This window comes from Mycetocola sp. 2940 (genome assembly GCF_040548835.1).
Taxonomy (GTDB): domain Bacteria; phylum Actinomycetota; class Actinomycetes; order Actinomycetales; family Microbacteriaceae; genus Mycetocola_A.
Genome location: NZ_JBEPSK010000007.1, coordinates 20,444 through 40,095, shown reverse-complemented (window position 1 = coordinate 40,095; position 19,652 = coordinate 20,444). Strand labels below are relative to the sequence as shown.

The window sequence follows — 19,652 nt, the reverse complement described above, 5'->3', positions numbered from 1 at the left end:
GCCCAGAAAATCCAAGGAGATACATGTCCCATACCGCGCACACCACCACCGACACCGGCACCCCGGTCGGCGCCGACTCCCACTCGCTGACTGTCGGAGCGGATGGCGCGATCCCGCTGATCGACAGCTACCTGACCGAGAAGCTCGCCAACTTCAACCGGGAGCGTGTGCCGGAGCGTGTCGTGCACGCCAAGGGCGGCGGGGCGTTCGGTACGTTCGAGACCACCGAGGACGTGTCGCGGTTCACCCGTGCGGCGCTGTTCCAGCAGGGCACCACCACCGAGATGCTTGCCCGGTTCTCGACCGTCGCCGGTGAGCAGGGATCTCCTGACACCTGGCGCGACCCGCGCGGTTTCGCTCTCAAGTTCTACACCTCCGAAGGCAACTACGACCTCGTCGGCAACAACACCCCGGTGTTCTTCATCCGCGACGGCATCAAGTTCCCCGACTTCATCCACTCGCAGAAGCGCCTCCCGGGGTCGAACCTGCGCAACAACGACATGCAGTGGGACTTCTGGAGCGCCTCGCCGGAGAGCGCCCACCAGGTCACCTGGCTCATGGGCGACCGCGGCCTGCCTGCCTCCTGGCGCATGATGGACGGCTTCGGTTCGCACACCTACCAGTGGATCAACGCCGACGGTGAGCGGTTCTGGGTGAAGTACCACTTCAAGACCAACCAGGGCATCGAGGTCCTCAGCGCCGACCAGGCCACCGAGATCGCCGGCCAGGACGCCGACTACCACCAGCACGACCTGTACTCGAACATCGCTGAGGGCAACTTCCCGAGCTGGTCGCTGTCTGTCCAGGTCATGCCGTACGAAGACGCGAAGACCTACCGGTTCAACCCGTTCGACGTCACCAAGGTCTGGCCTCACGCCGACTACCCGCTGATCCCCGTCGGCACGATGACCCTGAATAGGAACGCCGAGAACTACTTCGCCCAGATCGAGCAGGCGACGTTCTCGCCGGCGAACTTCGTGCCCGGGATCGCCGCAAGCCCCGACCGGATGCTGCAGGCGCGCATCTTCTCGTACGCGGACGCCCAGCGCTACCGCGTCGGTGTGAACCACTCGCAGCTGCCCGTCAATGCGGCGAAGACCCAGGTCAACAGCTACTCGAAGGACGGCGCCTCGCGGATCGCCTTCCCGCCGGCGGACCGCCCCGTGTACGCCCCGAACTCGTTCGGCGGACCGCACGCCGACCCGGTTCGTGCCGCCGAATCCACCGGCTGGCAGAATGACGGTGAGCTCCTGCGCACCTCGGCCACGCTGCACCCCGAGGACGATGACTTCGGCCAGGCCGGAACCCTCTACCGCGACGTCATGGACGACGCGGCCAAGGCCCGCCTGCTCGCGCAGATCACCGGACACGTCGGGGCCGTGCAGAACGGCGAGATCCGTGCCCGGGCGATCGAGTACTGGTCGAATGTCGACGCTGAGCTCGGTGCGAAGCTCGGCGCCGCACTCGCCGTGGCGGCTCTCGTCTAGTCGCAGCATCCGGGCCCGGCCTCCGCTTCTCGAGCGGGTGCCGGGCCCTTTGCGTTTCTGGGGTGCCGGGCGCGTGCCCGGAAGGACCGTTTGGCCGACACGCCGCGTGCAGTGGCTGCCGGGCGGCGTTTCGGCGAATCCGTCCGCCTGGCGCGCGCACGACTCCGCCAGATCACCCTCAGCGGGGCGCGGGTCCCGCTTTGCACCGCGACGGCGCTCTGTGGCATCCCGGTATTGGCGGAGTCATGCACACGGGGCCGCGGTGTACGGGCACCGGGGCGGGCGCGCGGTCACCTGTTGCGGTCCGGGTCATCCGGTGCGCCGGGTGTTTTCGTCCGGAACGGGTGACCTCGCGGGTCGCTACAGGCGCCCGGCCGCCTTGAGCGCCAGGTACCGGTCGGCGAGGGCCGGCGGCAGCTCCGACGGCGAGGCGGTGACGACCTCGGCGCCCAGCTGCCGAACGGCATCCGAAACCCGTGCGATGTCGAGCAGCGAGCGTTCCGCGGCCGCGGCGAGGTACACCTCGTCGCGGTTGCCCCGCTGCCTGCTGGCCGCAAGGGTCGCCGGGTCGGTGACGGATGCCACGACCACCACATGCCGTTTCGTCAGCTGCGGAAGCATCGACAGCAGCGCTGTCGATGCGCCCGGCGCATCGACCGAGGTGAGCAGCACGACGAGGGAACGCTGGCTGGTGACACCCCTCACCAGGGCAGGCACAGCGGCCCAGTCCATCTCGATCAGTTCGGGTTCGACGCTCGCCAGCGCATCCACCATCTTCGCCATCAGGTCGGCGCCCGTGGCGCCCTGCACCCGTGCCCGCATCCGGCGGTCGTAGGCGAGCAGGTCGACCCGGTCCCCGGCCCTCGTGGCCAGGGCGGCGAGCAGCAATGACGCCTCGAACGCCGTGTCCAGCCGCGGCTCGTCGGCGATGCGGGCCGCCGAGGTGCGGCCGGTGTCGATGACGAGGACGACCCGGCGGTCCCGTTCGGGCCGCCAGGTCCGCACGACGACGTCGCGGCGGCGCGCGGTCGCCCTCCAGTCGATCGACCGCACGTCGTCGCCGCGCACGTACTCCCGCAGCGAGTCGAATTCGGTGCCCTGCCCGCGCACCATGACGCTCGTCGCCCCGTCGAGCTCCCGGAGCCGGGCGAGCCGCGACGGCAGGTGCTTGCGGGCATGGAACGGCGGGAGCACCCGGATCCGGCCCGGACTCTTCAGCGTCGCCTGCCGCGCCCACAGCCCGAGCGGGCCGAAGGAGCGGACGGTGACCAGTTCGACCCGGCGTTCCCCGCGCCGGAACGGGGTGAGCGGAACGGTGACCAGCCGGCGCTCGCCGGCGGGGATGCTGACCCGGGTGCGCGTGACGGACGCACCGGCCGACGGCTGCCAGGCGTCCCGGACGACGCCGCGCAGGCGACGGCGGCCCGGGTTGGTGAGGTAGAGCTTGCTGTCCACGGTCTCACCGAGGCGGGTGCGGGGCGGCACCGACCTCGACGGAATCAGAAGGCGGGGGGATGCCGCGAGCACCAGGTCGAGGACGCCGAGCGCAAGCGCTAGCAGCAGCCAGCCCCCGAGCACGAGCCCGGGCTCGCCGGTGGACATGCCGAACACGATCACCGGCACCACGCCGAGGGCGACCAGTGCGACGAACCTCCCCGAGACGGTCATCTAGATCGGAACCTGCACCTGCTGCAGAATAGAGCGGAGGATGGCGTCGGATGCCACACCCTCGAGTTCCGCCTCCGGCCGCAGCACCAGCCGGTGCCGCCAGACCGGGAGCACCATCGCCTGCACGTGGTCGGGGGTGACCCAGGCGTAGCCGCTGAGCCACGCCCACGCCTTGGCGGCGGAGAGAAGGGCTGTGGTTCCTCGGGGGCTGACGCCCATCCGCACCGACGGGCTGCGCCTCGTCGCCCGGGCCAGATCGACGATGTAGCTGAGCACATCGGGGCTGACGCCCGTGGCGGCTGAGGCGACCTGCGCCTCGGCGAGTTCCGCCGCGCCGAGCACGGCGGTGACGCCGGCGCCGGCGAGGTCGCGGGGGTTGAATCCCGCGGAGTGCCGGCGCAGCACCTCGACCTCGATGTCCCGCTCGGGGATGTCGAGCACGAGCTTGAGCAGGAACCGGTCGAGCTGCGCCTCCGGCAGCGTGTAGGTGCCCTCGTACTCGATCGGGTTCATTGTGGCCGCGACCACGAACGGCTCGGGCAGCGGCTGGGTCACGCCGTCGGTGGAGACCTGGCGTTCCTCCATCGCCTCCAGCAACGACGACTGCGTCTTCGGCGGGGTCCGGTTGATCTCGTCGGCGAGCAGGATGTTCGTGAACACCGGTCCGCGCCGGAACTCGAACTCACCGGTCTTCGCGTCGAAGACGAGGGACCCGGTCACGTCTCCCGGCATCAGGTCGGGGGTGAACTGGACCCGCTTGGTGTCGAGGTCGAGGGCCTGGCTGAGTGTGCGCACCAGGAGGGTCTTCGCCACACCGGGTACTCCCTCCAGCAGCACGTGACCCTTGGCGAGGAGCGCGACGATCAGCCCGGTGACCGCCGGTTCCTGGCCGACGACGGCCTTGCCGACCTCGCGCCGCACCTGCACGAGCTTCGACCGCAGTTCGGCGTTCCTCGGCGATTCGGCCTGTGGCCGCCCGGAATCCGGATCCTGGCCGCGCGGGGACGGTTCGCCCGCATATCCCTGCCTGGCGCCCTGCGGGTACGCGGAGCCGTGCGGGTACGGCTGGCCGGATGGTGTGGATGTGGTCATGTGCGCATTCTTCCGGGTCGGTGTTCGGGCGAAGAGAGGGTCAGCGGGCGCTGGTCGGAGGCCGCGGGTCGACCGCCGCAGCGACCGCGGCTTCGAGGTCACGGAGAGCGTCGGAGAGGGCGACGACGTCGCGTTCAGACGCCGGAAGGGTGTCGAGCAGGATGCCGCGCACCTCGGCGGGGTTCCTCCCGAGCGCCGACGCGACGGCATCCGACACTTCGGTGACCCCGGCGTGGCGGGACAGCCCGAGGGCGTTGCCCAGCCTGCCGACGGCGCCGATCCGGAGGGCGTCGACGGCGCGGGTCCGTGCCGCCGTGCGCTGGTAGAGCCGGGACCGGCCCTCCATCGTCTCCCCGGCGGGAACGGTGACCGGCAGGTCCTCGGCGACGAGCGGGCCGAACCGTCTGCCGCGCCAGAACATGGCCACGAACACGGTGAGGGCGGCGAGGCTCGTCACAGGGACCAGCCAGGTCGGGGTCAGCTCCCCGAGCGACGGCGGGCCCGTTGCCTCGACATCGGCGATCGACGGCAGGAACCAGACGAGGCGGTCGGTGCCGCCGAGGAGCCCGAGGGCGAGGGCGGCGTTGCCGTGGAGGATCACGAGGTCGTTGGAGAGGAGGTCCGACGGCCCCAGGAGCGACAGCGTGTCGCCGCCGTCCGGGAGTGTGACGAGCGCGAAACCGTCGGTGTCGGCGGGGAAGCAGCCGGATGCGGTGTCGTCGGAGAAGGCGAACGTGGGGCCGGGGCTGATCGTGCCCGCCCGCCCGGCCGCACCACCGCACTCCGCGTCGAGCGGGGTATCCGGGTCGGACGCGCCGGCGGCTCGGACGCCGGGGGCGAGGGCCTGGAGCTGGCGGAAGCCGGGGGAGAGCAGCACCACGTCTCCGGCCGTCCCCGTGAGCGCGGCGAGCCGTTCCTCGGAGAGGTAGCCGGAGGGGTCGTAGAGAGCCAGGGTCGTTCCCGGCTGCCCGGACTCGGCCAGGGCCTCGTCGAACCCGTCGGGCAGGATCACGTCGACGCCCTGCCCGCGCAGCACCTCGGCGACGGCCTTCGCCCCGGTCGGTGCGGCGCTCGCCGGGTCGAGGAGAAGCCCGCTGGATGCCCCACCGCGGGTCAACAGGAGGGACGCGCCCACCACAAGGATGCAGATGACGGCGACGCCGACCCAGAACAGTCCGCGCCTCGCCACGGTCCGCGCCCGCGGGGTCAGCACCCGGTCGTCGGGTGCGGTCTCCACCGTGGTCGTCATGCGGGAACCTCGGCGTCGATCGGCTCGCGGCTGACCGGGACGTCCTTCTGCAGCCGGCCGTCGAGCCGCCGAAGCCGCTCGTAGTCGGCGGGAGTGCCGTCCGAGCCGAGGTAGCGGACCCGGTCGAAGACGTCGGCAGCGCCGGCGAGGTCGTCGGATGCCGCGGGGAACGCCGCCGACGCGCGCCCGGCGACATCGTGGGCGGTCGTTCCCGGGCTGACCAGCACGATCGTGCGTTCGGCGAGCCCCCGGGCAACCGCGCGGAACTGTTCGAGGACGGCGAGCGTCCAGTCGCCGGCGGACGCGGCGGCGGCGGCGGCGCGGCGGAGTTCGGACGCCGTGCGACGGTCATCGTCGCCGAACAACCCGGTCGCGGGACGGCTCCGGCGGTTGACGCGAGGCACCCCCCAGATCACCAGTGCGACGACCAGCCCCGCAATGACGAGGCCGACGACCGCGACGGGCAGCCAGTCCAGCCCGACCGAGGCGCCCGGCTGGAACAGTCGCGCCAGCCACGCGAAGAACTCCTGGCTCAGCAGGTCGAACAGGCTCGGTCGGGCGGCCGTGTACTCCGGCTTCGACAGCTCCTCGATCAGCCAGTCCCGCGCCTCGGGCGCGTCGGGCACGACGGGAACATCGAACCTGCCCGCTAGGCCCATGGAGATCCCGTCGCGGCACTCCCGCCGGCTCGGACGAGGTACGGGTCGGGAACCGAACCGTTCCCCGCCTGCTGGGCCTCGACGAAACGGATGAGCTCCAGGTCGAGCCCTTCCTTGCGCATCCGCAGGTCGATGTAGATGAACGCGAGCGCCGCGGACTGCACGACCGAGGTGACGGATGCCACGAGCAGGGTCACGATGATCAGGCCGACGTAGAGCAGCGCGGGGGCGATCCAGTCCTCGGCCCGCGACGAGGTCGGGTCGATCACGCTGACGGCGATCATGTAGAGGAACGTGATCGGTGTGACGACGACCTGCGACACCGTGCCCACGATGAACGCGATGAGGTACTGGACGCCCAGCGTTCTCCAGAAATAGCCGTCGGTCAGCCGCCAGGACCGGCCGATCGCCGGAAAGACTCCGACGCGCTCGAGAACGATCACGCTCGGGACGATCGACAGCTTGATGCCCAGCCAGACGGCCAGAACGACGAACGCCAGCCCGGCCAGGATCGCAAGGATGATCCCTGCCGCGATAAACCCGTCCCCGAGCGCGATGAGCAGCACGACGACCCCGCCGATCAGGCCGACGGCCACGGTCACGGCGGCTCCGGCGATCAGCGTCCAGAGCAGGAGCTGGCCCAGCCGTGGCCAGGTGGCCTTCCAGGTGGCGCCGAGGGTCAGTTTCTCGCCGAGGGTGGCCCGGGCCGCTTCGTTGACGATGACCCCCTGGAGGAAGACGGTCGCGGCGATTCCGACGAGGAACGGCACGATCGAACCGAGGAGGATCGCGACGATTCCGCCGGCCGCGATCGCGTCCTGGTCCTCAGGTGCCGCGCTGGTGATCCGGCTGATCACGAAGAAGGTGATCACGCCGACGACGAGCAGGCTGATGACGACGGTGATCGCCTGGACGAGCAGCGCGCTCCCGAAGGTGGCCTTCGGATTGCGCTTGAGGGTGAGGAATGGCGCGCCGAGCAGGGTCCCGAAACCGAGGGGCCGCAGCGGAATGAGCCCCGGTTTGGGGGGAGGCGCCCAGGCCGGCTGGGCATAACCGAAGCCTGCCTGCGGAAGGACCGGCTGCTGGTACGGGTTCTGCCCGTACGGCGGCTGCGGGTACTGCGGCGCCTGCTGGGCGTACGGGTTCTGTCCGTACGGGGCCTGGCCGTAAGGCTGCTGTGGCAGCGGCACGAACGGAGCACGGTTGTTAAATGGCTGTTCACTGGGCCATTTGAACGGCTCGGCCTGGGCGGGCGGTGCTGCTGAAGCCGGGTGCGGCTCAGTATCGGGTGCCTTCGGGGCAGGCCTGCCCGGTTCCTGCCAGTTCTCGTCGTTGGTCACTCCAGCGGCCCCCTCAAGCGTTCGACATTTGACGCTCCCTTATCGTGTCACACCGGCCCCACGCGCACCACGAGGGGGCCGGCATCCGCCGCGTTCTCGGCCAACTGCCAACGGGCAGCGGCTAATCTGGTGCCAGGTACCGCACGGCGGCGTCTTTCCCGGCGCCGCCTGCACACGAATCGAGAACGAGGCGTATGAACGCACGCATCCTGGTGGTCGACGACGACACCGCCCTGGCCGAGATGATCGGCATTGTGCTGCGAACCGAAGGGTTCGAGCCCTCCTTCTGCGCCGACGGCTCCGGCGCGCTCGACGCCTTCCACGAGACGCGCCCCGACCTGGTCCTTCTCGACCTCATGCTGCCCGGAATCGACGGCATCGAGGTGTGCACCCGGATCCGCAGCGAATCGGGCGTGCCGATCATCATGCTGACCGCAAAGACCGACACGGCGGATGTCGTCAAGGGGCTCGAATCGGGAGCCGACGACTACATGGTCAAGCCGTTCAACCCCAAGGAACTCCTGGCGAGGATCCGTACCCGCCTGCGCCCCGCCTCGCCGCAGTCCCAGGACCAGCTCCAGATCGGCGACCTCGTCCTCGATGTCGCCGGCCACGAAGTGCGGCGCGGCGACAAGCGGATCAACCTCACGCCACTCGAATTCGACCTCCTGCTCACCCTGGCGACGAAGCCGCAGCAGGTCTTCACCCGCGAAATGCTCCTGGAACAGGTCTGGGGCTATCACTACAAGGCCGACACGCGACTCGTGAACGTGCACGTGCAGCGCCTGCGCGCGAAGGTCGAGGACGACCCGGACAACCCGCGCATCGTCATGACGGTCCGCGGGGTCGGCTATCGTGCCGGCGCCGCAGCCGCAGCCTGAGGACACGATGACACTGGGCCAGGGCGTCTCGGGCATTCGGCTCGAAAACTGGAGGACATGGCCGGCGCGGGCCGTGCGCTCCTGGCGACGGTCGCTGCAGTTCCGGACCATCGTCGTCACCCTCGCCCTCTCGCTCTTCGCGCTGCTGATCTCCAGCTTCTACATGGCCATCACGATCGGGAACGACCTGTTCCAGTCGAGGGTCAGCCAGGCCCAGCAGGACTCGGCCCGCGCGGTGGAGTCGGCCCAGAACCTCCTCGACTCCTCGAGCGACCTCGGCAGGGCGAACAGCCAGGAACTCATGGGCGCCGCGCGCGAGGAGATCGCCCGCACCGCGTCGAGCGCGATGATCGCCGGCTACCGGGCGCCCGGGCAGGAGCCGAGTGTGACCGGCCCCCAGGACTTCGAGAACGTCAGGCTGAAGGATGTCGTCAGCGACGAGATCCGGCGGCTGGTACAGGACAACCCCGACGAGCAGTGGTGGCAGTCGGTGTCGCTGCCCACGGCGAACGAGGGCCGGGTGCCCGGGATCGTCGTCGGCTCGCAGATCACCCTGCCCGAAGGCAGCCGGTGGGAGATCTACATCGGCTTCGACCTCAGCGACACCGAGCAGACGCTGCTGTTCGTGCAGCGGACCCTCTTCATCGGCGGGCTGACGCTCCTCATCCTCGTCGGCGCTGTGGCCTGGGTGATCGTGCGGCTCGTCGCCAACCCGGTACGGGTGGCCGCGGAGACGAGCGAACAGCTCGCGAGCGGGGACCTCGAGGTCCGGATCCCGGTGAAGGGCGAAGACGAACTGGCGACACTCGCGCGGTCGTTCAACGGCATGGCCGACAGCCTCCAGGCACAGATCCGCGAACTCGCCGACCTCTCCCAGGTCCAGCAGCGGTTCGTCTCCGACGTGTCGCACGAGCTCCGGACCCCCCTCACCACCATCCGGCTCGCCGGCGACGTGCTCTACGACCAGCGTTCCGAGTTTCCGCCGGCGACCGCTCGAACCGCCGAACTGCTGCACACCCAGACGCAGCGCTTCGAGGTGCTCCTCGCCGACCTGCTCGAGATCAGCCGCTACGACGCCGGCTCGGTGCAGCTCGAGATCGAACCGCACAGCCTCGTCCACCTCGCCGAGGACTCCATCGAGGGGATGGCGTCGCTCGCGGAGCAGAAAGGGTCAGACGTCCGGCTGGTGGCGCCCGGCGGCTATTCGGATGTCGAGATCGATCCCCGTCGCATCCGCCGCGTCGTGCGGAACCTGCTCGGCAACGCGATCGAGCACGGGGAGGGACGCCCGATCGTCATCACCGTCGACAGCAACGAACAGGCCGTCGCCCTGTCCGTCCGCGACTACGGCCACGGCATGACCGAGGCGGACGCACAGCGGGTCTTCGACCGGTTCTGGCGGGCTGACCCGTCGCGCAAGCGGACGATCGGCGGCACCGGTCTCGGCCTGGCGATCGCCCTGGAAGACGCCCAGCTGCACGGGGGGAACCTCGAGGTGTGGTCCCGGGTCGGCGAGGGCAGCTGCTTCCGGCTCACCCTCCCACGGGTGCTCGGCGGTGAAGTGACGATCTCGCCGCTCCCGCTGCCCCCCGACGACGCCGACGGCCTGGTCGAGACAGCGGATGCCGCACGCGAGAAAGAGGTCGGGGTATGAGGTTCCGCATCCGATCGATCGCCGTCGCCGTCGCCGCCTCGCTGCTTCTGGCGGGATGCTCCGGAATCCCGCAGTCGGGCGCGCCACGGATCGGGCAGCCGGTCACCGGCGCCGAAGACCCCGAGGTCCAGTTCATCGCCGACAGCCCGCAGGCCGGGGCGACCCAGGAGCAGATCCTGCGCGGGTTCATCGACGCGGCATCCAGCCCGCGCGAAGACTACGCCACCGCACGCGAGTACCTCGCGCCGAAGATCCGGTCCACCTGGAACCCCGACCTCAACGTGATCGTCGACGAGGCCGCGCAGCGGAGCTACCTCTCCGTCGACGACATCTCGATGCAACTCACCGTGGCCCCCCTCGCCGAGGTGAACGCACAGGGCGAGTACACGGAGTTCAGCACCCGCACGCCGCTGACGCAGGGGTACAGCTTCACCCGGATCAAGGGCGAGTGGCGGATCAGCGTCGCACCGGACCGGGTGATCCTCGACTCGCAACGCTTCGACGACGTCTTCAGTTCCTACGCGCTGACCTTCTTCGACCCGTCGTGGACCTACCTCGTGCCCGACCTGCGTTGGTTCCCGTCGAGGGCGTCGACCGGAACGCGCATCGTGAAGGCGCTGCTCGACGGCCCCAGTCCGCTTCTGGCCGGTGCGGTGACGACGGCTTTTCCCGAGGGCACGGCCCTCACCCGGTCCGCGGTCCCTGTCGTCGGGGACGTCGCGCAGGTCGATCTCAGCAGCGACGCGTTCCAGGCCGACGAGGTGACCCTGCAGCGAATGCAGGCCCAGCTCACCGGGAGCCTCACCGGGGTGTCAGCGATCAACTCGGTGAGCATCACGGTCGACAACAGCACCGAGAACATCCCGGCCGTGACCGTCACCCCGCCGCGGACCGACCCGCGGGCGCTCGTGCTCTCCGAAGACGGGTTCGGGTTCCTGTCCAGCGGTGACGCGCTCGAGCGGCTGCCCGGGATCTCGGACCAGGTCGAGGCCCTGAGACCGGATTCGGTCGTGGTCAACGCTGCGCTCAGCCTCGCCGCGGCGCGGACGGCCGACGGCGTCTGGGCGCTCCGGTCCGCCGGGACCGAACCGCTCCGCGTCGACGGCCGGCCCGGCCTCGTCCCGCCGTCGCTCGACCCGTTCGGCTACATCTGGAGCGTGCCCGGGTCAAGTCCGGCGGCACTGGTCGTGTCCCGTCCCGACGGGTCGCAGACCGCCGTCGAGACCAGCTGGCCGGAGGCATCCTCGATCCTGTCGCTGGCCGTGTCGCGCGACGGCACCCGGGTTCTCGCCCTCGTCACCGTGGGGAACGAACCCCGTCTGATCGTCGCGGGCATCCAGCGCGACCGTGACGACATGCCGGTCAGCCTCGGCGACCCGCAGGTGCTCGCCGTCGGCACAGGCGCAGCCGTCACGACGACGTGGGTCGACGACCTGACCGTCGCGACGCTGACACGGGCGACAGACGGCACCACGAGCATCGTGAAGCAGGTCATCGGCGGCCAGTCCGAAGTCCTGCAGGGACCGTCCGGCGCCGTTTCGCTGGTCTCGGGTACCGGCCTGCGCCAGTTGCGCGCCGTCGTGACCGGCGGCAACCTGGCGGCGCTGCGCACCTCGGCCTGGCAGGCGGTCGGGTCAGGGATCTCACTGATCGCCACGCAGCTGGGCAGCCCCGGGTAGGCGGCCCTCTGTGGCCCTGCCGACGCTCACCCTCGGGAGGTGAGGTGCGCGTGCGGCGGACGCCATACGCTTCTGCCCAGGATCCTCGCGGGCCAGGATCCTCGCGGGCCAGGATCCTCGCGGGGATGAAGGGAAGAACTGAGATGACGACATCGGATGCCATGCCCAACCTGACAGCAGACCAGCTGGCGGACCTGCACACCCTCCTCGAAGGGGCGAAAACCGTCGAGCTCAAAGTCACCGTCGCCGACCGCAACCAGAGATCAGCGGTCCAGGCGCTGGAGATGGATCCCCTCGACGCCGAGATCCGCCAGGTGACCTACTTCGACACGCCCGATCTCGAACTGAACCGGCGCGGGCTGATCGTGCGGGCCCGCCGAACACCCGTTCGCGACGACACCGTCATCAAACTGCGCCCGGTGGTGCCGCAAGACCTCCCTGCCGACCTCCGACGACGCAAAGGGCTCGGCATCGAGGTCGACGCGATGCCGGGTGCCTTCGTCTGTTCGGCGAGCCTGCCCGAGAGGAAGAAGCGGGGAAAGGTGAAGGAAGTTCTGGCGGGGGAGCGGGCGATCCGGTCCCTCTTCACCAAGGACCAGAAAGCCTTCTTCGAGGAGTACGCCCCCGACGGCCTTGACCTCGACGACCTGGCGATGCTCGGACCGATCACGACGCTCAAGCTCAAGTTCACACCGCGGGACTATCCGGGACGCCTCGTCGCCGAGCTCTGGATGTACCCGGACGGCTCGCGAATCCTCGAGCTGTCCACCAAGTGTGCGCCGGCGGATGCGTTCGAAGAGGCCGCCAGGACACGGGCGTACCTGCGGGAGCGGGGCATCGACCTGACCGGGGAGCAGCAGGCCAAGACGAGGACCGCCCTGGACTTCTTCTCCAGGGAACTACTGGCCTGACGAGCCCTCCACCGGTGGCGGGAGCCTGCGCCTCGTCCCCAGCGCGCGGCGCGGCCGGTTCCGAAGAACCGGCAACGGGCACGCTGGCCGGATGGATTCGGCATGCGACAGGCTGGCCCGCGCCGCACGGGAGGCCCTGGCCCTGGTGCTCCCGGAGACCTGCGTCGGGTGCGGAAAGCCGGATTCCGCCGTGTGCCCGGATTGCTCCGCCCGCATGACCGGAGGCGTGCTGCGCCAGGAGATCGAACCCGGCTTCCCCGTGTGGGCGGGAACCGCGTACACCGGCACCGCCCGCCGGGTGATCCTCGCCCTGAAGAACGAGCATCGCACCGACGCCGCAGCGGCGCTCGCCCTGGTCCTCACCACCGCCGTCGACGCCGCCCTGCTCGAGTTGCCCGGAGCAGGCCCGCGCGCCGGCGCGCTCCTCACCCTGGCGGCGCTCCCGTCGACGAGGTCTGCGTACCGGCGCCGAGGCTACCGGCCCGTCGACGTGGTCGTTGCGAGAACGCCGCTCCGGCTGGAGCATCCGCTGGCCTGGAGGCGTCAGCCGGCCGACCAGATCGGGCTCACCCTCGACGAGCGAAAACGTAACCTCGACGGCTCCCTCCTGGCGCGGCGGTGGGCGCGCGAGCGGTCCTTCCTGCTCGTCGACGACGTCGTGACGACCGGTGCGACGCTCCTCGAATCGAGGCGGGCGCTCACCGCCGGGGGCGCCAGGGTAGTCGGTGCCGTCGCGATCGCGGCCACCGAACGGCGGGTACGGCGTGTCGCGGACGAGTTCGGGTTTGTTGAGTGACTTATCGCCCAGCCGGGACTACGGTGGGGGCAAAGGCGCGAAAGGACCGCCCTGGATATTGCGGCGGCACGCCTGATCTGGGAGGTTGACGTGGAAACAAACATTGTCGGACAAGGCCTGGGACTCACTGATCGCTTCCGCGATTACGTGGAAGAAAAGTCGGAAAAAATTGCCCACCTGTCGGACCGGGCCCTCGCATTCGAGGTCAAGGTCAGCCGTCACCACGACAAGAGCGGGAAGCCGGGGGATGACCGCGTCGAGCTCACACTGATCGGCCCTGGGCCGCTCGTGCGGGCGGAAGCGGCGGGGTCGGACAAGTACGTGGCCTTCGATCTGGCAATAGCCAAACTGCTCGAGCAGGTACGCCGGGCGAAGGACCGAAAAAAGGTCCTCAGAGGGAAACGCCGAACGTCGCTGCACACCGCGAGTTCGGCCGGGTTCAGCGGTATCGACGTTCAGCCGGCCGACCTGGACACCATCGATCGCGTGGCCACCGGTGCCGTCGCGACCCTCGAGGACGAGGCGAAGGATGACGACGAGTACTGCCCCGTCGTCATTCGGGAGAAAGTGTTCCCAGCCGAGTTCATGACCGTCGACGAGGCCGTCGACCGGATGGAACTCGTCGGACACCCGTTCTTCCTCTTCGTCGACGCGAAGAACGATCGGCCGAGCGTGGTCTACCGCCGGAAGGGCTGGGACTACGGAGTCATCGGCCTCGACGAAGACGCGGGAGCTGAGAGAAAGCGGGCCTGAGAATAGCCCATCGGCTCACGCGGGTGCCCGGTCCGGGCACCCGCGTGAGCCGCGTTCGGGGGAGATCCGCGCGGATTCAGGATGCTCCCACCCCGACCCGGACTAACATGGAAACGGTCGAAGACCAAAGAGTCCTTCGACCACCCCGCGCAGACGGCGCGGCCGCACGGTAGGACAACGTGCCCGAGAGCAAAGTGGAGTTCAATACGTGGCCTCAGTACTAGAGAAGGTCCTTCGCCTGGGCGAGGGACGAGTCATCCGGAAACTTGAGAACATCGCGACGGCGGTCAACTCGCTCGAGGCTGACTTCTCCGACCTCACCGATGAGGAGTTGCGCGCAGAGACCGCTGAACTGCGCGAACGGCACGCCAACGGTGAGTCGCTCGACGATCTCCTGCCCGAAGCGTTCGCCGCTGTGCGTGAAGCGTCCAAACGCACCCTCGGCCTCCGTCACTTCGACGTCCAGCTGATGGGCGGCGCCGCCCTCCACCTCGGGAACATCGCAGAGATGAAGACCGGTGAAGGAAAGACCCTCGTCGCCACCCTTCCCGCCTACCTCAATGCCATCGCAGGCAAGGGCGTCCACGTCATCACCGTGAACGACTTCCTCGCGACGTACCAGTCCGAACTCATGGGCCGGGTTTTCCGCGCACTGGGCATGACCACCGGCGTCATCCTCGCCGGGCAGACCCCCGAGCAGAGGCGGGAGCAGTACAACGCCGACATCACCTACGGCACCAACAACGAGTTCGGCTTCGACTACCTGCGCGACAACATGGCGTGGCAGTCCAAGGACCTCGTGCAGCGCGGCCATTTCTTCGCGATCGTCGACGAGGTCGACTCGATTCTCATCGATGAGGCCCGCACACCGTTGATCATCTCCGGTCCGGCGTCCGGGGAGGCGAACCGCTGGTTCGCCGAGTTCGCCCGGCTCGCCACCGTACTCGTCGACGGCGAGGACTACGAGGTCGATGAGAAGAAGCGCACCGTGGGCGTGCTCGAACCAGGCATCGAAAAGGTCGAGGACTACCTCGGCATCGACAACCTCTACGAATCGGCGAACACGCCGCTGATTTCCTTCCTCAACAACTCGATCAAGGCGCGGGCCCTGTTCAAGAAGGACAAGGACTACGTCGTCATGAACGGCGAGGTGATGATCGTCGACGAGCACACCGGCCGGATCCTCATGGGCCGGCGGTACAACGAAGGCATCCACCAGGCGATCGAAGCCAAGGAGGGTGTGCAGGTCAAGGCCGAGAACCAGACGCTCGCCACCGTGACGCTGCAGAACTACTTCCGGCTCTACGAAAAGCTGTCGGGCATGACCGGTACCGCCGAGACCGAGGCGGCGGAATTCATGTCCACCTACAAGCTCGGCGTCGTGCCCATCCGCACGAACAAGCCGATGCGCCGCCTCGACGGGGCCGACCTCGTCTACAAGAACGAAGAAACCAAGTTCGCCCAGGTCGTCGAGGACATCGTCGAACGGCACGAGAAGGGCCAGCCCGTGCTCGTGGGAACGACGAGCGTCGAGAAGAGCGAGTACCTCTCCCGCCTCCTCGCGAAGAAGGGCATCCGCCACGAGGTCCTCAACGCGAAGAACCACGCGCGGGAGGCGGCGATCGTCGCCCAGGCCGGGCGGCTCGGGTCGGTCACCGTCGCCACCAACATGGCCGGCCGGGGAACCGACATCATGCTCGGCGGCAACGCCGAGTTCCTCGCCGTGCAGGAGATGAACGCGAAGGGGCTCAGCCCCGTCGACACGCCCGAGGAGTACGAAACGGCGTGGGACGACGTGTTCGACGCCGTCAAGGCGAAGGTCAACGAAGAAGCCGAGAAGGTCATCGAAGCCGGCGGCCTCTACGTGCTCGGCACCGAGCGGCACGAGTCGCGCCGCATCGACAACCAGCTGCGCGGTCGTTCCGGCCGTCAGGGAGACCCTGGTGAGAGCCGGTTCTACCTGTCGCTCACCGACGACCTCATGCGCCTGTTCAACTCGGGCGCCGCCGAAGCGCTCATGGGCCGGGGCGGCGTGCCCGACGACATGGCCATCGAATCCAAGTGGGTCAGCCGCGCCATCCAGAGCGCCCAGTCGCAGGTCGAGGCCCGCAACGCCGAGATCCGCAAGAACGTCCTCAAGTACGACGACGTCCTCAACCGGCAGCGTGAGGCGATCTACACCGACCGCCGTCACATTCTCGAGGGCGACGACCTGCACGAACGCACCCAGAAGTTCCTCGAAGACGTCATCGACGAGGTGCTCGACGTCCACATCGGCGAAGGCAACGGCGACGACTGGGACTTCGACGCCCTGTGGGTCGACCTGAAGACCCTGTACCCGATCTCGCTCACCGTCGATGAGGTCGTCGCCGAAGCAGGGCAGAAGGGTCGGATCAACCGGGACTTCATGCGCCGTGAGATCCTGTCGGATGCCAGGCTCGCCTACTCCCGCCGGGAGGAGCAGCTCGGTTCCCCGGCGATGCGCGAACTGGAACGCCGCGTCGTCCTGCAGGTCATCGACCGCCGCTGGCGCGACCACCTCTACGAAATGGACTACCTCAAGGACGGCATCGGCCTCCGCGCGATGGCACAGCGCGACCCGCTGGTCGAGTACCAGCGTGAGGGTTTCAGCATGTTCCAGCAGATGATGGGGCAGATCCGTGAGGAGTCCGTCGGTTACCTGTTCAACCTCGAGGTCGAGGTGAAGAAGGGCGCAACCGAGGAGGTCACAACGGTCGAGGCCAAGGGACTCGACCGGCCGGAGGGCGCGGACGAGAAACTCAGTTACTCCGCCGCGAACGAAGGGGGCGAGGTCGAGGTCCGCAACCAGAAGGGGCAGATCGAGAAGGCTGCCACCGTCCGGGCGCAGAACGCCTCGGAGACGGCCTCTGCGCGGACCGGAGCGACGGCTGCCCAGCCGGCCTCGCCGGCAGCGCGTGGAGCGTTCGGCCAGAAGGGCGACAGCGCGGCCGTCGCCGGCAACCGCGCCGACCGCCGGGCGCAGGGCAAGAAGAAGTAGCACCACCTCCGACGACGCCCCTGTCCTGGCTTGTTCAGGAGAGGGGCGTTGTCTGCGTCGGCTTTGTCTGCGTCGGCTCGGGAGGCGAGATCAGAGCACGGAGATGGCGGTCGCTCTCCAACGGCGATCCATGCCCTCCAGCCGGATCGCTACAGCCCGCGACCTGGTGCGCTGGTGCACCATCACAACGGCCTCGACCACCCCGTCGCGCGGTTCGTACACGGTGATCCGGCCGATCTTGAGCACAGGACGGACAGCCTGCAGCCCTTTCACCTGCCGCGCCCGGGCAGACACGACCTGGCGTTTGAGCAGGTGTTTGTAGACGTCCTCCGAGATCCAGCGGGCGAGCTGGTCAAGCTCGCGGGCACCGGCGAGCACCTCCATCACGCACCGGGTCAGGTTCTCGAGGAGCGGCTCGGGTGGAGGAAGCTGATCGGTCGGGGTTCTCTGCCTGCCGAAGAACTGGTCAGGGTCGAACGGGGTGTGAGCGTGTGCGGCGCTCCGGGCATGGGATGCCGGCGTCCCGGCGGTCGGGGAGTTCATGCGTAGCTCCGTGGAAAGGTGCGACGGAAACAACTCGGACGGGTGGGCACGGCGGCCACAGGGCCTGGGAGCGCCTGTCGCACCGTTTGCGACGAAACGCTCGGTGACAGGATGCCTGCTTTCGGGCACACGCATGGCCTGCGTCAGCGTTCTCCCCGAGATCGGGGCTCGTTATGTGCGGCTACTTTTCCAGCGCCCGATAGCCGTGTAAACCCCACGTTTTCAATCTGTGGATAACTCCGGCGGTCCCCGAAACCAAGTCGCTACTCTCCAACCATGCGCTGGGACAGCCTCTTCGACGACCTTGAAAGCCAGCTCGAACACGAGTTGCACGCGGAAGAGCTGGATCGGCGCGCCGAGGACACCCGGCTCCGCCTCGGCCGGCTCACCCTGCGGGACAGGCTGCAGACCTTCGGGGACGGCCGGCGGGGAACTGTCGTCCTCGAGCTCGTGACCGGGTCGACGATCGTGGTCGTTCCGCAGGCGTTCGGGCGGGACTGGATGTCGGGCGATGTTGTGGCGCGCGACGGGGCATCCGCCGCCTGTGTCGTGCCGCTCGATGCGATCACGGGGATGCTTCTGCCGAAGGAGAGCCTGGCGAGGAGCCTGGAGGTACCCGACCGCGACGTCGAGGCTCCACGCCTGACCGATCGGATCGGGCTGAGCTTCGTGCTGAGGGACCTCTGCCGGCGGAGGGTGTACGTGCAGCTGCACGAGGCACGGAACGCGGGGCCCGTGCATCGGGGCACCCTCGACCGGGTCGCCGGAGACCACGTCGACCTCGCCGTGCACGAACCCGGGGCGCCGCGCCGGGAACGCAACGTCAGCCACCTGCGCGTTCTGCCGGTGCGCGCGATCGGGCTGATCGTGCTCTGACGGCCCAACCGCGCTCCCGGCCGCACCTCACGAATCCCCGGGACGCCGGATCGCGCCGTCCGACACTTCGGGCAGGCTGGCGAGGTCCGATTCCTGCCAGAGCCCCATCCGCCGGGTCTCCTCGTACTTGGTCTCGATGTACGCCTCAAGCACCGTCCGTTCGATGCGCCAGCGCCCGGGGGAACCCACCGAGATGGCCGGCAACTCGGCGGAACGCACCAGTTCGACGACGTCGGCGGGTGAGACGTTGAGGATGTCCGCCGTGTCGGCCACGGTGAGGAAGCGCCCGACGGAGTCCGAGGAGACCGTATCCATGGATCGATTATTCCGCTCCTTCAATCCCTCCCGCGCGCGCTGTGGATAACTTTCTTCCCCGGCGCGAGAACTTGGCACGATGGGGGACACGCCGCAGGGGTGCGGCACCCGACCGGCTGGAGGTTCCATGAAAGGGCGCTCGCGGATGCTCCGCGTCGACGCACGACTGATCGTCGGCGCCGGGCTCATCCTCGCCTCGATCGCGGGGGTGTGGTTCGTCGTCGACGCCGCCGACAGGTCAAGCCCGGTGTTCGTCGCGTCATCGACGCTCTCGGTGGGCGACACGATCGCAGAGGGTGACCTCTCCGTCGCCCATGTCCGCCTCGACGCCGCGGATGCCCGTTACCTGTCCAGCCTGCCCGAGGACGGGCTCGTGGTCACGCGGACCATCTTCGAAGGCGAACTCGTCCCCCGGTCGGCGGTGAAAGCCGGCGCGCGGGTGCCGGTCAGCGCCGTCGTCCTGGACTCGGGAACCCGCCTGCCCGGCTCGGTCGAGCCCGGTTCGCTCGTCGACGTCTGGGCGGCCGAGCAGCGGGAGGACGGTTCGTTCGCTCCTCCGGTCGTGCTCGTCGGCGGGGCGAGTGTGGTCGAGGTCCTCGAACAGCAGAGCCTGGTCACAGCGGGCGGCGGTGAAACCGTCGAGGTGCTCGTGCCGACCGGGGCCGTCGCGCTCCTCCTCGCCGCCGTCGCGGGGGACAGCGCGATCTCGATCGTCGCGGCGGGCTGACCG

General features: G+C 68.9%; 17 protein-coding genes. 10 read left to right on the top strand and 7 right to left on the bottom strand.

Annotated elements, in window-relative coordinates; genetic code table 11:
• Positions 1-23: 23 nt before the first annotated feature.
• Positions 24-1,487: a catalase gene (locus tag ABIE24_RS11395; protein WP_354499722.1), complete on the top strand. Its 1,464-nt coding sequence runs from the start codon at positions 24-26 to the stop codon at positions 1,485-1,487.
• A 360-nt stretch (positions 1,488-1,847) separates the two neighbouring features.
• On the opposite strand, the gene ABIE24_RS11390 is transcribed toward ABIE24_RS11395, so the two are convergent.
• From ABIE24_RS11390 to ABIE24_RS11370, 5 genes are read right to left on the bottom strand one after another with little or no spacing between them, the layout of a single operon-like run.
• Positions 1,848-3,155, bottom strand: coding sequence for a DUF58 domain-containing protein (locus ABIE24_RS11390; protein WP_354499720.1), 1,308 nt, complete (start codon positions 3,153-3,155; stop codon positions 1,848-1,850).
• Entirely contained in the window at positions 3,156-4,247 is a 1,092-nt protein-coding gene (locus tag ABIE24_RS11385) for an AAA family ATPase (RefSeq protein ID WP_354499718.1), read from the bottom strand.
• Positions 4,248-4,287: 40 nt separating this feature from the next.
• Complete coding sequence (locus tag ABIE24_RS11380) at positions 4,288-5,496, bottom strand: DUF4350 domain-containing protein (protein WP_354499716.1); 1,209 nt, start codon at positions 5,494-5,496, stop codon at positions 4,288-4,290.
• Complete coding sequence (locus tag ABIE24_RS11375) at positions 5,493-6,122, bottom strand: DUF4129 domain-containing protein (protein ID WP_354499715.1); 630 nt, start codon at positions 6,120-6,122, stop codon at positions 5,493-5,495. Before ABIE24_RS11375 ends, ABIE24_RS11380 begins: the two co-directional genes overlap by 4 nt.
• Before the next feature lie 23 nt (positions 6,123-6,145).
• Positions 6,146-7,495: a hypothetical protein gene (locus ABIE24_RS11370; RefSeq protein ID WP_354499713.1), complete on the bottom strand. Its 1,350-nt coding sequence runs from the start codon at positions 7,493-7,495 to the stop codon at positions 6,146-6,148.
• A 194-nt stretch (positions 7,496-7,689) separates the two neighbouring features.
• Here ABIE24_RS11370 and mtrA point away from each other — a divergent pair, with 194 nt between their 5' ends.
• From mtrA to secA, 7 genes are all read left to right on the top strand, one after another.
• On the top strand, positions 7,690-8,376 hold the full coding sequence (mtrA, locus tag ABIE24_RS11365) for an MtrAB system response regulator MtrA (RefSeq protein WP_354499711.1): 687 nt from the start codon (positions 7,690-7,692) through the stop codon (positions 8,374-8,376).
• Between the two features lie 7 nt (positions 8,377-8,383).
• Positions 8,384-10,030, top strand: a complete 1,647-nt coding sequence (gene mtrB / locus ABIE24_RS11360) for an MtrAB system histidine kinase MtrB (protein WP_354499709.1) — start codon at positions 8,384-8,386, stop codon at positions 10,028-10,030.
• Positions 10,027-11,709: an LpqB family beta-propeller domain-containing protein gene (locus tag ABIE24_RS11355; protein ID WP_354499707.1), complete on the top strand. Its 1,683-nt coding sequence runs from the start codon at positions 10,027-10,029 to the stop codon at positions 11,707-11,709. Before mtrB ends, ABIE24_RS11355 begins: the two co-directional genes overlap by 4 nt.
• Before the next feature lie 125 nt (positions 11,710-11,834).
• Positions 11,835-12,620, top strand: a complete 786-nt coding sequence (locus tag ABIE24_RS11350; protein ID WP_354499706.1) for a CYTH domain-containing protein — start codon at positions 11,835-11,837, stop codon at positions 12,618-12,620.
• A gap of 91 nt (positions 12,621-12,711) precedes the next feature.
• Entirely contained in the window at positions 12,712-13,416 is a 705-nt protein-coding gene (locus ABIE24_RS11345) for a ComF family protein (protein ID WP_354499704.1), read from the top strand.
• A gap of 90 nt (positions 13,417-13,506) precedes the next feature.
• Entirely contained in the window at positions 13,507-14,169 is a 663-nt protein-coding gene (gene hpf, locus ABIE24_RS11340) for a ribosome hibernation-promoting factor, HPF/YfiA family (RefSeq protein WP_354499702.1), read from the top strand.
• Positions 14,170-14,377: 208 nt separating this feature from the next.
• On the top strand, positions 14,378-17,188 hold the full coding sequence (gene secA, locus ABIE24_RS11335) for a preprotein translocase subunit SecA (protein ID WP_354499700.1): 2,811 nt from the start codon (positions 14,378-14,380) through the stop codon (positions 17,186-17,188).
• Positions 17,189-17,278: 90 nt separating this feature from the next.
• Here the strand turns inward: secA and ABIE24_RS11330 are convergent, their stop codons facing one another.
• Positions 17,279-17,731, bottom strand: coding sequence for an Rv3235 family protein (locus ABIE24_RS11330; RefSeq protein ID WP_354499699.1), 453 nt, complete (start codon positions 17,729-17,731; stop codon positions 17,279-17,281).
• A 276-nt stretch (positions 17,732-18,007) separates the two neighbouring features.
• Here ABIE24_RS11330 and ABIE24_RS11325 point away from each other — a divergent pair, with 276 nt between their 5' ends.
• Positions 18,008-18,607 (top strand): hypothetical protein, encoded by a 600-nt coding sequence (locus tag ABIE24_RS11325; RefSeq protein ID WP_354499697.1) that lies wholly within the window; start codon positions 18,008-18,010, stop codon positions 18,605-18,607.
• A 27-nt stretch (positions 18,608-18,634) separates the two neighbouring features.
• Here ABIE24_RS11325 and ABIE24_RS11320 read toward each other — a convergent pair whose 3' ends face one another.
• On the bottom strand, positions 18,635-18,922 hold the full coding sequence (locus tag ABIE24_RS11320) for a helix-turn-helix domain-containing protein (RefSeq protein WP_354499695.1): 288 nt from the start codon (positions 18,920-18,922) through the stop codon (positions 18,635-18,637).
• A 127-nt stretch (positions 18,923-19,049) separates the two neighbouring features.
• On the opposite strand from ABIE24_RS11320, the gene ABIE24_RS11315 reads away from it, so the two are divergent.
• Positions 19,050-19,649, top strand: a complete 600-nt coding sequence (locus ABIE24_RS11315) for a hypothetical protein (protein WP_354499693.1) — start codon at positions 19,050-19,052, stop codon at positions 19,647-19,649.
• Positions 19,650-19,652: the final 3 nt, after the last annotated feature.